The following is an 11,680-nucleotide window of genomic DNA, read 5'->3' as shown; positions in this document are numbered from 1 at the left end:
TCAAGACTGAATACGTGATATAAAGATATCTTTATACGTGCAAGAGGTAATTTTCAAAAACTGTATTAATGCCTGCGAAAAAGACAGGAAATTTCGTGAGATGCCATCAGTTTTGAAAGAATGGAAGCGCAGAAGGAGCTTTCTCGGGCTAAGGGCCGTCAACGCGTATCCTGACGGCCTTGCTGTGCCTGCCCTTGCTCACCCTGCTGCTCTTCTATGGCAGGTAAAACGGCTCCGGCGATTTTTTGCTTATCTTCATCCGTCAGCGTGTGCCCTTCTGGCACGTCTGACAGGCGAACCTTCACCTCACGCGCTGCGAACTGGATGCCTTCCTGCGTGAAGATATCGCGAATACCGGCATAAACCACCTTGCGAAGCTCAAACTGATCGCCGGGTTTGGTCATGAACTTCACCCGCACGATCATCGCGGAATCCTCCATAGAGGTCACGCCCTGCGACTTAACCGGCTGAAGGAACTTGTGCCCGTAGTCGGGGTGTTCGAGCAATCCTTGTCCAAATTTCTTGATGAGCTTACGCACCTTCTCAACGTCGGTATCGTAGGTCACGCGGAAAGCCAGTTTCATCATGGCCCAATCACGGGAGAAGTTCTTCACGAACTTGATCTCGCCAAACGGCACGGTGTTAAGCGGCCCATTGTGGTGGCGAAGCTGCATTGAGCGGATAGAGATGCGCTCTACCGTGCCCTTCACATCACCGATATCGATGTACTCCCCTTTTCTGAAAGCATCATCGATAAGAAAGAATGCGCCCGAAAAGATGTCCCTAATGAGGGTTTGAGCACCGAAGCCAACCGCGAGACCAACTACACCAGCACCGGCGAACAACGGCGCGATATTCACTCCCATCTCAGAGAGAATAACCATGCCTGATATCGTCGCGATGGTGATGAGAAGGAAATTTCTAAAGATTGGAAGCAAGGTTGCAATACGGCTTTCACCCGCACCGCCAATCTCTATATGCCCCTCGCTTTCTTCGTCTTTTTCCGGCTTTTCTTTTTCAATTTGCTGATCGAGAGAAAGCGCAACCGCACGGTAGGCCATGTAACCAAGAAAGGCGATGATCGCGACTTCCAGAATATTGCCAAGGAAGTTGTTGTCGCTCGCAAGCGGCACACCCCAATCAAGCGCTAGCAGCCACACCGCAATAATAACGGTCAGTATCTGCGCGCCATGATCCAGTAGCTCTCTGAAGGGCGCCCGTGCTTCTTCCTTCTCCATAGCCTCAGCGCGCGCCTGCGCTTCCGCTTCTTCCTCTGGCAACAGGTGTCCCGTTTTTTCTGCTTGCCGACGGATATCCCGTGCAATGCTCTTTTGCCGAAGCGGGCTATCAAGCCGAGGCAATATCAGCCTGTCAATTACAAGCAGCAGAACGCCGTAGAGAACCAAAGCGATGAGAAGTGTCTTTATCGGCGCGATAACCAAACCAACCGCCGAAGGTAGTTGGAGAACAATACGGTGAGTTGAAACTAAGAACGCTACCCAGAAATAGAGAATAAAGGGAATGTGCCAAACAGAACCGATAACTTTTCGGTAAAACGTGCCTGTCTCCGAATGCCCACCACCAGCAATGGCATTACCAATAACAGTTCTATAGCGCAGCGCCACAATGGTGAGCAGAACCGAAGTAACAAAGGCGGCGAAGATCAGCAGGAACCTATGAATGGTTTCGGAAAGTCCAAGCCCCTCCATCCACAAACACACACCAAGAATACTGCCCGATATAATCACCACGCCGAATATGCTGTTGAACAGCCCCTGCGCATCACGATCACTTAGAGGCAGCATGCGGTGGCTAGGCGTATCAGGGGCAAGCAGGTTAAGCGCAACAATTCGAACAATACGAATAAGCAGGTAAATACCGAGGAACATCATCGCCGTCATTCGGCTAGGGGGATGCCCTACAAGCAGAACCAGAATGATTGTTCCTGAAACAATGGCGCTAACAACAAGCGCTGCTACCATTATCAATGCACGAGTAAGCAGGTATCCAATTTTCTCCGCTCGCCCTTCCGGGTTAGGTCGATAGAGATGAAGAAACTGGTTTCTAGCCCAACGCTGAACCACTCGATTGGAAATGTAACCAACCAGAACCGCACCCACGGCGATTAAGAGAGCCCTGTAAAGCCACCCCGTTTTTCCATCAGGGTGCGCATTGGCAAGAGCCTTCGCCATCTCGTCAAATGCAGATGGAATTTCCTGAACGATCCGCTGACCTTCCTCAACGAACCGGTATGCCTCTTCTACAGAGAAGACAGATCTACTTGGGGCTTCCTGTTGGGTTTGCGTGCTCTGGGTTTCTGAAGCGGCCGAAGATGGCGCCGTTTCCTCAGTAGCCTGCGCTTTTTGGGAGACAATAGCACCAACAAGACCGCCTGTGGCGTGAGCACCAGCCGAAAAACCAAGGACCAAAACTAAGGCAAGAAGTGAGCAGAATAGCCCAGCTCTCAGCCGGAGAAGAAAGCCCTCTGCACTTCGCACTGTCCTGACCGTTAGCCTGCTCATAGTTCCTCCTTCAAGAGGCCCATGCAGAACTCACCATGCACAGGCCCTCAAAGTAGAACGTAAAAATCAGGAGATCAGGTTAGCAGGCTTCGGGAAAGCCAATTCTAGCTTAAGAGTTCATTACCCAAGGCTCGAGCCACTTGTTCAAGCTCGCACGCGCCTTGTTGCCCTCCATCTTTTGATAGGAGCCAAGAATAACCTCGCGCTCGACATTACTCAGGCGGAACCGCCACGGGCCGATTTTCAAAAGAGCCTGCAGTGTCATCATGTTGAGGCCAACGGCCTTACACATAATAAGAAACGGCTCTACATCCTGACGCACCATCCAATGCCGCGCTTCTTGCATACCAACGCCGGCAAACACAGCCATTGCTGCAACGGCTTCCGGAAAACGATCTTCCTCCGCCATCTGGCGAATGGTGTGCTCCGTAATACGTCCCTTGCGAGCGATCTCCAGAACACGACCTTCTGCGGTTTCAAAATCGAACCGTCCAAGCCAGAACTCATTGGAAAGACGCTGCGCTGCAACCCGTGCAGCACGGCTGATCTGTCCGGTATTGCTCTCTTGCCCCTTCTCGATCAACCGCGCGCGCACTTCCGAAGTAGCGATATCGATCAAGCGGTCAATATGGATTTCTGCAAGGTCCGCACGCTCACCAAGGCTGGACTGCAGCAACTCATCTTCCTCGGCAATATTCAGCAAGCGGTCCATACCATCGTGAGAAAGCAGCGCGCCTTCATTGGCAGCAAGGCGTCGCTGAACAGCAAGACTGCCTTCGCAGATCAGGGCATCACAAAGCGCCTCAGAAAGGATCTCCCGCCCCGCAATAGCAAAACGATGATCATCACCGCAGCTTTCCGTGATGGACAGAAGGTCACTTTCCCGAAGACAAGTGGACTGGGCAAGCAAAGGTTCAGCCACCTCAATCTCTTGAGCTGATAAGGCCCTAACGGTTTGCTCTGGCGCACGGCGGATGGATGCCAGCGTTTGCGCCATGTAGATGCGCACCTTCATCTCAACCAGCGCCGAGAGTTGCAGCAAAACCTGATCGTAAACTTCGATCTGCTCCTGCGAACAACGCTCCCATACGCGGGAAAACAAAAGGGTCACATGTTGCGCAAGCTCTGCTTGGCGCTCCTTGTTATTTGCCAGATCGCTCGAATTAAAATCGACGAGCTCTGTCCGCCGCCCGAATGTCATTATGAAACCACCCTAAGTATTTTCCTTATTGGTAATCAGGCGAATCTAAAGATTCTTTAGAGTTTCACATGGCAATTTGATTCAAATTTTCATTGTTTAATTCAGTTCTGACGAAAATGGCTGAAGCGCGCGAACCTGCCTAAACCCTCCCGTTTACTCTCAATTTTCTCATCCAAAAATTGGCGGCAACAGCCTTTGAAAATTGCTCGCAGTTCAGAGAAAAACTGGGCACCCTTGCATGCCCTCCCGCTCCCTCCTAAAAATATGGGAGGCCTTCGAATCGGGACTTCCTCTCGCACCGATCATTTGAAGGCAGCCAATATTGGCTTGGGGCATTATTATTTAGAGAAGTTGGAATGGACCTCACCCTTTCATCGCACCTTGATTTGTTGTTCAAGACGCTCGACAGAATGAACCGCGGTGCTGTGTTGGTGGATCACAATCTTAATATCATTGCCCGAAATCTAGAGGCCAAGCGTGTTCTTCTGGCACCCAATCGCATCTCAATGGCAAGCGGCCGCTTTGAGCTTACAGGCCCGGACCTGCAAAAGGAGCTGATTAGCGCGCTGGAAGCTGCCCTCTCAGGAAAGCAGCAGATCGAAGAACGGGAACTCATTATCGAAAGAGAAGACGAGTTTCTTCGGCCCATTCATATAGAGATTATGGCTCAAAGTGGAGAGACCGTTCGCGGGCAATTACTGCTACTGATAACCGATCTAGAGATCGATTGGACTATGAAGCTTTCCCGTGCGACCAGCCTGTTCAAGCTGACGACGAAAGAACAGGATGTGCTGCAAGAGCTGTCTGGCACCAAGTCTGAACACCAGATTGCAGAGAGCCTTCAAATCTCCCTCAATACGCTGCGCTCTCACAGAAAAAACATCTACGCAAAGCTCAATGTCTCATCCAGACTAGAGCTAGCACTACTGCTGCACCGCTTGAGCTAGGAACGTTAACGCAAAGGCTTGATGTGGTAGCTGCAACGCCGATCACCGGAAACAATGTGCTCGCGTCGCGTTACCTCACAATCATCACCCAGAACGCTTTCAAACAAACGCAATTCCGAGAGACAGAGCGATGGCTGCTCTTGCGCAGCCGTACAAATCGCGCAGTGATTTTCTACCAGCAGGAAGGAGCCATCATTATAGGCCTCAACCTCTGCCATATAGCCGTCTTGATCTCTAAGTGCGCGCAAGGTTTCAACGCGCTGGGAAAGAAGCCCCTGCCCGCACCCACGTTCAACAAATGAAATCATGGTCTTATGTTCGCGAAACTGAATAAGCTTTTCGACAGCGCCGTCACCGTAAAGCGCATTTACACCAGCCAGAAGGTCGGCAGCCAAAGCGCCATGCCTATCCGGAAATTCCTTTTGGCCACGGGAGGAAACAGACCATAGGCGGCGCGGCCTACCCACTGCACCTTTCAGGTCTTCAAAGGTTACAAGCTCTTCCTGCAAAAGCGCATCCAGATGCTGGCGCACTCCGACACGGCTGATTTTGAAAGCCTTTGCCAGATGAGCAACGGTCTGCGGTCCTTCGGTCTTGAGGTGTTCAAAAAGTCTGGTTCGCGTACGGTCTGTCATTGAAGCAATGTAACACAACCTATGCTCTGTTCATATGATAGCTACTGGCTTTTCTTTCATAGATTCACGAAAGTATCCTTTACCGTGCGCCTACTATGCCGCCCCCAATTTTTAAAGGAATTACCCCTTGTTTTTACTGGTAACATTATCCACACACCGTGGAAACTAACCAATGAACACTTGAAAACCTAAGCTCAACCATCCCTGAATTATAGGGGTCATATGCTGCAATGAATATATTCAGGATTTATAGTCTCCAACTACAGTAGTTTCAGTAAAATGACGTTGGAGAAGTACGGGGAATGCTGCATCAGTTTAGGGAACAAAAACTCCCGGATCAGTCCCATATATACGCGCCATCGCGTAGCCAGAACGAACACCTGTGGCATTCTGTCCTGCAGTCTATCGGCGCTCTTTATGGGCAGCCTGTAGCGCTCTTGATGTTCGATCACTCTCCAATGGGGGCGCAAGTCTTCACAACCCATGGCAGCGTGTTCACCCGCAATGACTTGAGAGAGATACTCCCCCGCCTTGGGGAGCCCTATGAACTTATCCATCCCGATGTTCAGCTTGAAAAGAGCCATTTGGTTATATCGCAGGCCTGCACGATTGCATGCCAAAGTCCTTCGCAATGCGCTGTCCTGCTGTTGCTGAGTGAAAGACATGAACACTTCAGATTACCAGAGCCTGCAACAGCCCTTCAAAAGCTTACCCGATTACTTGGCCATATGCTCGATAAAGACGAGTGCGATATTGCCAAGTGGAATGATTGCACCACGCAGGACGAAGCCTGCAACGAACTCCCCATCAGCCTGAAAGAACCAGCTTCAAAAGAAGCAACCAATCTACCCTATTTTGACGAGAACCCCGTAGCGACACTGATCGTCGCTCGGGAAACACTACAAATCCTGAAGGTAAACGAAGCAGCCTGCACGCTCCTTAACACCGACGGCCGTAAGCTTTCGCAATTCACTTACGATCAGCTTCACACCCAGCACGACCGGCAAGAACTAAGAGCCAGAGTGAGCAGCGGCGAGGGTTTTGAGCCTACTGGAGAACGCTGGAACCTTATGCGGCCCAATGGCACCAACGCAGACCACATTCTCTTCTCGAAGCCTGTGCAATACCAAGGTCATGCATGTCTTTTCATCTCGCTAGTAGACATTAGCGAACAGCAGCGCAGGGAAGAATACATCAAGCTAGCGGCTACTCAGGATCCATTGACCCGCCTGCCGAACCGCCAATGTTTCGAAAAGCTTCTAACAAACGCGATTAAGGATGGTCGAACCACGGGCAATAGTTTTGCATTGGCACTGCTGGATCTGGACCACTTCAAGCAAATCAACGACACCAGAGGTCACACCGCTGGCGATAAGGTTCTAAGAAAGGTCGCCAACCGCCTACTCTCTCTCAAAGAGCAAGGTCATATTGTTGCGCGCCTTGGAGGGGATGAATTTGCGGTAATCGTTAAGGCGCCGACACGAGCAGAACAGACTACGGTTCTAACAACGCTACACAGCAGACTAGGCGGCCTCGTTATGTATGACGGCCACAAAATACGGCCCCAATTCAGTATTGGTGCGGCCGTTTATCCAATCCACGCAACACGGGCTGAAACGCTGGCAAAACATGCCGACCTTGCCCTTTATGACGCTAAAAATCGCGGACGAGACCGTCTCTGTATCTTTGACGACAAGATCAAACAGAAGCAAACACGACGCCTTGCCATCAAAGACCTGACCAAGAGCGTACTGGAAGGCAACGACATTCGCCTTTGCTATCAACCTGTCCAATGCCTCAGAACGAAGAAAACAGATCAGTACGAGTGTCTTTTTCTATGGCCTGACCACCTTCGAAAGCTTGCGAGCAGGCAAGAGATTAGGTCCATACTGGAGGAGCAATCTCTCGATGAGGCTGTAACAAGCGCGTTCTTCAGACATGCAAATCAGGAACTTGGACAGATATTGCAGCAAGCCCCCGATCTAAGAGGCTTCACCATTCGCCCGCTGCACCGGTTATTTAAAGACCCTAACTTGCCAATCTTCTGCGAGAACCTGCTGACCAAGCTTCAGCTCCCGTCTTCCAAACTAACTTTGGAGGTTCCTGAAAACTCGATCATCTCTGGCGCGACACAGCTTCAAAGAGCAAATCTTGGGCGCTTGGTGGGCGAGCGGGTACAGCTATCGCTTGGCCATTTGGCGCTTGCCGATATAACTTTGCCAAGCCTTCACCACTTCAACATCTCATCGATAAAAGTGAAGGCGAACTTTCTGCAGCTCATGAATGCAGAACCGCAAAAAGCAAAGCTGTTGAAGGCATCCATAGAGTTTGCTCGCAACATGGGAATTGAGTTGATTGTGACGAACGTAAAAACTCAGCAACAGTTGGAGTTCGCTCATAAGCTCGGTTGCACCCACGCCATGGGAAGTGCAATTGGCCAGCCCCTCACTGCTGACGAACTCTGCAAATGTTAAACGGTAGAGCAGCTATACGGGCTGGAAGAAACACGCACTAAGGCATGCTATCTTGGCGCAATGAAGCAGCAACAGATTAGTCAGGGAAAGCCCCACCGTCAGACGCGTAAGCAGAGAATACGGGAGGTGGCGAACCACCTTTTGGGCTCAACGCCAAAATTTGACCGGCAGGAGATTGAGGCTAAGGCCGCCGCTTCGCACCTTCGGCATATCGGAGAGGCTGCAGCCATCAAACTTGCAGCGGCGAGTTACATCCGCCACTGCTACACATCCTATGATGACCTTCTGCACGAGGGTTATGACCGTGACAGCGCACGCTTCTACACACTAAGCGCTATCAACGAGCAGCTAACCCAATGGAATTGCAAATTTCGGGTATCGGCAGAAGAAAACATGCTAGGCGGAGCAACTAGCGGCAGACCGCGATAACCCAAGCAAATGCAAGCGGCACCATACACAATGCCGGAAGAATGATAGCCGGATAACCAAAGAACAAGATTGCCAAAGCCCACGTCACAGCAACATTGGCGATGAAGTAGTACTTGGCATCGCTCTGCCCTTCCATCGCATCACGCAGCAGCCACCCGACAAACGGCACCATAAATACCAGTCGCATCAGCAACGACTGTTGGTCAGAGGTCGCGTTTTTGCGCTGAAGCACAGGATTTATTGTTACGTCGCTCATTAAACACCATTTTGCTTATTCATATAACATATTGATTTACATCAATTTATAGGCAAGCCAAATGCGACGCATTGGCACATATACGTATTGCCAATATCCTCGCGTCTATAAGGATTTTAGCTCCCTTTTACTCCCATTTGCTTCAAGAGTTAGCGCCCTTCTTGTTCCTTTGGTTAGGTCATCAAGTGGAACCCGGTGAATCAGTTCACAGGGTGCAGGTCGTGCTCGTCTTGTTGGTTTGTCACCACAGGCATTTCAAAAATAATGGAGCAGACCAGATGACCAAACCTGAGATCGTAATTTACACGGACAATGGAAACGCCCCGATCAACAAACTTGTCGGCACACAATGTACTTTGGGAATCCAGTCATTCCTGACCGCACCAAGCGGAAGCACGCTAGTACCCGACTACCCCCTTTCAGCAGCAATAAGCCATGGCCTGATTGAGCAAGCCAAAGAAGGCGGAAAACGGAAAATCACCGTAGCAATTGGCGGTGCAGGTGCCTTTCCCAGCTCATCTTGGGCAGCAGCGGACAAGAACCTTTCCGCCTTCGTCGACCAAATCTGCACGTTCGTGACGGACAATCACTTTGATGGCGTAGATATTGACTGGGAAGACACGGCCGCCATTACAAGCAACCAAGGATACGATCCTGTCGAGTTTCTCTCCAACCTCAGCGTCGAGTTGAAGAAACAGCTACCGAGCGGCCAGAACTTCATTTCTCATGCGCCCCAGTGTCCATACTTCATGAACGATGGAAGCAACCCCTTCAAGAACACATACAACCAGATCATGCAGCAAGCAGGCTCGTCTATCGACCTGCTTAACATCCAGTACTACAACAACCCGCAGGCAATCGGCACAACAGTCGCAGAGCAAGTAAGCGCAGTGGCTGGTACGAGCGGCACTCCTGCAACATGCAGCATTGTCGGCTTGGTCAACGCAGGTATTCCGGTTGAAAAGCTTGCTCTTGGAAAACCGACAACCCCGGAAAATGCGGGCAGCGGATTTGTCGATACGCAAAGTCTTTGCTCGCAGCTCATCGCCCCTCTTGCTCAGAAGTACGGCAGCTCCTTCGGCGGCGTGATGGGCTGGCAGTTCGGTGAGAGCAATGTGTCCGATCAGCTCGTGACGTCATGGATCGAAAACGTGGCAGCGGCTGCTAACTCAGGATCGGCATCAGCCAAAGCCGCTGAATAATAGATCTACAAACAAAAACGGCGGAGCAATTGCTCCGCCGCCTTCGTAAGATTTATGTGCCAAGCGCTTAGCGGGTAAGCGGCTTGTACTTGATGCGGCGCGGGTCAGCAGCGTGTGCGCCCAGACGACGTACCTTGTCTTTTTCGTAGTCTTCGAAGTTACCTTCGAACCACTCAACGTGGGAATCGCCTTCAAATGCCAGCATGTGGGTAGCAAGACGGTCGAGGAACATACGATCGTGCGAGATAACAACCGCGCAACCTGCATAGTTCTCGAGCGCGTCTTCCAGCGCTGCAAGGGTTTCAGTATCAAGGTCGTTGGTCGGTTCGTCGAGCAGCAGAACGTTTGCGCCAGACTTGAGAACCTTCGCCAGATGCACACGGTTACGCTGACCACCGGAAAGGTCGCCAACTTTCGCCTGCTGCTGAGGGCCCTTGAAGTTGAAGGAAGAGCAGTATGCGCGGGAGTTGATTTCTTTACCGTCGAGGTAGATAACCTCTGCGCCTTCAGAAATTTCTTCCCAAACGGTTTTGCTGTCATCCAGCTTATCGCGAGACTGGTCAACGTAACCAAGGCGAACACTGTCACCGATAACAACGTTACCGGAATCCGGATTTTCCTGACCGGTCAGAAGCTTGAAGAGCGTAGACTTACCAGCACCGTTCGGGCCGATAACACCAACGATACCACCGCGTGGCAGTTTGAAGTTCAAGTCTTCAATCAGGAGACGGTCACCAAAGCCCTTGGAAACGTTATCTACGTGAATAACGTTTGCACCAAGACGCTCACCAACCGGAATCATGATCTGCTCGATGGAAGGCATACGCTCTTCCTGAGCAGCCAAGAGATCCTCATAAGCACGGATACGAGCTTTAGATTTGGTCTGACGGCCTTTCGGAGACATGCCCATCCATTCGCTTTCGCGCTTGATAGCACGGGAGCGGGCCATGTTCTCGCGACCTTCCTGATCCATACGCTTGGCTTTCTTCTCCAGATAAACGGAGTAGTTGCCTTCGTAAGGAATGCCCTGACCACGGTCGAGCTCAAGAATCCAGCCAGTTACGTTGTCGAGGAAGTAACGGTCGTGGGTGATGATCAGAACAGAACCCTTGAACTCGCGCAGGTGGCGCTCAAGCCAGTGAACGGTTTCAGCGTCCAAGTGGTTGGTCGGTTCGTCGAGCAGCAGCAGATCTGGCTCGGAAAGCAGAAGCTTACACAACGCCACACGGCGGCGCTCACCACCGGAAAGGTTGGTCACGTCAGCGTCGGATGGAGGGCAGCGAAGCGCTTCCATAGCCATCTCAACCTGGCTTTCCAGGTTCCACAGGTCCTGTGCGTCGATGATGTCCTGCAACTGAGCGCCTTCGTCGGCGGTCTCGTCGGAGTAGTTCATCATCAGTTCGTTGTAACGGTCGGTTAGCGCCTGCTTGTGAGCTACGCCTTCCATCACGTTTTCAAGAACGGTCTTGGTAGGATCCAGATGTGGCTCCTGAGGCAGATAGCCGACTTTAGCGCCTTCAGCAGCCCATGCTTCGCCGGTATACTCCTTATCGATACCAGCCATGATCTTGAGGAGGGTAGATTTACCCGCACCGTTAGGACCAAGGATACCGATTTTCGCATCCGGGTAGAAAGAAAGATGAATGTTGTCGAGGACCTTCTTGGCACCGTATGCCTTAGAAACCCCATGCATGTGATAGATGAACTGGCGCGCCATTGGGTGCCCGCATCTCCTGATCTAGCGATTGCAAATGAAACTCTGGTCGGCACTCATAAAGGATACCGTGCTTTGGAGCAATCTTTATCAACAAATCTAGGAGGAAAGAAGGGTCAAAACGCCCCATGAAGAACGCTTTTCAGCCAAAAACAATGATTGAGGTGCCGTTGTAACGTCACGGTTTGGAGAAAATTCTTGCATCTATGAACCGGCCTAGAGGCCGATCGAAGGAGCAAAAGAACTGCCCCTTGAAATAAAAGGAGGGCGTGTCTAGCCAACTAGCTCACGCCCCCAAGA

Annotated in this window: 9 protein-coding genes; 4 read left to right on the top strand and 5 right to left on the bottom strand. The window is 51.2% G+C overall.

Annotation, left to right across the window (positions count from 1 at the left end; genetic code table 11):
* Positions 1-158 precede the first annotated feature (158 nt).
* Positions 159-2,522 (bottom strand): mechanosensitive ion channel family protein, encoded by a 2,364-nt coding sequence (locus tag E1162_RS17880; protein WP_155134275.1) that lies wholly within the window; start codon positions 2,520-2,522, stop codon positions 159-161.
* Between the two features lie 109 nt (positions 2,523-2,631).
* Positions 2,632-3,723, bottom strand: coding sequence for a DUF2336 domain-containing protein (locus E1162_RS17875; protein ID WP_155134272.1), 1,092 nt, complete (start codon positions 3,721-3,723; stop codon positions 2,632-2,634).
* 356 nt (positions 3,724-4,079) lie between these two features.
* On the opposite strand from E1162_RS17875, the gene E1162_RS17870 reads away from it, so the two are divergent.
* A complete protein-coding gene (locus tag E1162_RS17870; RefSeq protein ID WP_155134269.1) occupies positions 4,080-4,670 on the top strand; it encodes a helix-turn-helix transcriptional regulator in 591 nt (196 codons plus the stop codon).
* A gap of 5 nt (positions 4,671-4,675) precedes the next feature.
* Here E1162_RS17870 and E1162_RS17865 read toward each other — a convergent pair whose 3' ends face one another.
* Complete coding sequence (locus E1162_RS17865) at positions 4,676-5,305, bottom strand: helix-turn-helix transcriptional regulator (RefSeq protein ID WP_155134266.1); 630 nt, start codon at positions 5,303-5,305, stop codon at positions 4,676-4,678.
* Between the two features lie 302 nt (positions 5,306-5,607).
* Between E1162_RS17865 and E1162_RS17860 the strand changes: the two genes are divergently transcribed.
* Both E1162_RS17860 and E1162_RS17855 read left to right on the top strand, forming a co-directional pair.
* A complete protein-coding gene (locus E1162_RS17860; protein ID WP_155134263.1) occupies positions 5,608-7,779 on the top strand; it encodes a diguanylate cyclase domain-containing protein in 2,172 nt (723 codons plus the stop codon).
* A gap of 126 nt (positions 7,780-7,905) precedes the next feature.
* Positions 7,906-8,208 carry a DUF2293 domain-containing protein gene (locus E1162_RS17855; RefSeq protein WP_371312010.1) on the top strand — a complete coding sequence of 101 codons (303 nt, stop codon included), beginning with the start codon at positions 7,906-7,908 and terminating at the stop codon, positions 8,206-8,208.
* Here the strand turns inward: E1162_RS17855 and E1162_RS17850 are convergent.
* Positions 8,189-8,464 carry a hypothetical protein gene (locus tag E1162_RS17850; RefSeq protein WP_257099101.1) on the bottom strand — a complete coding sequence of 92 codons (276 nt, stop codon included), beginning with the start codon at positions 8,462-8,464 and terminating at the stop codon, positions 8,189-8,191. The genes E1162_RS17855 and E1162_RS17850 overlap by 20 nt on opposite strands.
* 278 nt (positions 8,465-8,742) lie before the next feature.
* Between E1162_RS17850 and E1162_RS17845 the strand changes: the two genes are divergently transcribed.
* Positions 8,743-9,666, top strand: coding sequence for a glycoside hydrolase family 18 protein (locus E1162_RS17845; protein ID WP_155134257.1), 924 nt, complete (start codon positions 8,743-8,745; stop codon positions 9,664-9,666).
* A 67-nt stretch (positions 9,667-9,733) separates the two neighbouring features.
* Here the strand turns inward: E1162_RS17845 and ettA are convergent, their stop codons facing one another.
* Positions 9,734-11,383 carry an energy-dependent translational throttle protein EttA gene (gene ettA / locus E1162_RS17840; protein ID WP_155134254.1) on the bottom strand — a complete coding sequence of 550 codons (1,650 nt, stop codon included), beginning with the start codon at positions 11,381-11,383 and terminating at the stop codon, positions 9,734-9,736.
* Positions 11,384-11,680: the final 297 nt, after the last annotated feature.

The sequence above is a fragment of the Pseudovibrio flavus genome, from assembly GCF_009711345.1.
Lineage (GTDB): Bacteria > Pseudomonadota > Alphaproteobacteria > Rhizobiales > Stappiaceae > Pseudovibrio > Pseudovibrio flavus.
This window is presented reverse-complemented; position numbering and strand designations above follow the sequence as displayed.

Coding starts and splice junctions, on each gene's coding strand:
- E1162_RS17880 (WP_155134275.1), bottom strand. CDS start 2,522: ATGAGCAGGCTAACGGTCAGGACAGTGCGAAGTGCAGAGGGCTTTCTT.
- E1162_RS17875 (WP_155134272.1), bottom strand. CDS start 3,723: ATGACATTCGGGCGGCGGACAGAGCTCGTCGATTTTAATTCGAGCGAT.
- E1162_RS17870 (WP_155134269.1), top strand. CDS start 4,080: ATGGACCTCACCCTTTCATCGCACCTTGATTTGTTGTTCAAGACGCTC.
- E1162_RS17865 (WP_155134266.1), bottom strand. CDS start 5,305: ATGACAGACCGTACGCGAACCAGACTTTTTGAACACCTCAAGACCGAA.
- E1162_RS17860 (WP_155134263.1), top strand. CDS start 5,608: ATGCTGCATCAGTTTAGGGAACAAAAACTCCCGGATCAGTCCCATATA.
- E1162_RS17850 (WP_257099101.1), bottom strand. CDS start 8,464: ATGAGCGACGTAACAATAAATCCTGTGCTTCAGCGCAAAAACGCGACC.
- E1162_RS17845 (WP_155134257.1), top strand. CDS start 8,743: ATGACCAAACCTGAGATCGTAATTTACACGGACAATGGAAACGCCCCG.
- ettA (WP_155134254.1), bottom strand. CDS start 11,383: ATGGCGCGCCAGTTCATCTATCACATGCATGGGGTTTCTAAGGCATAC.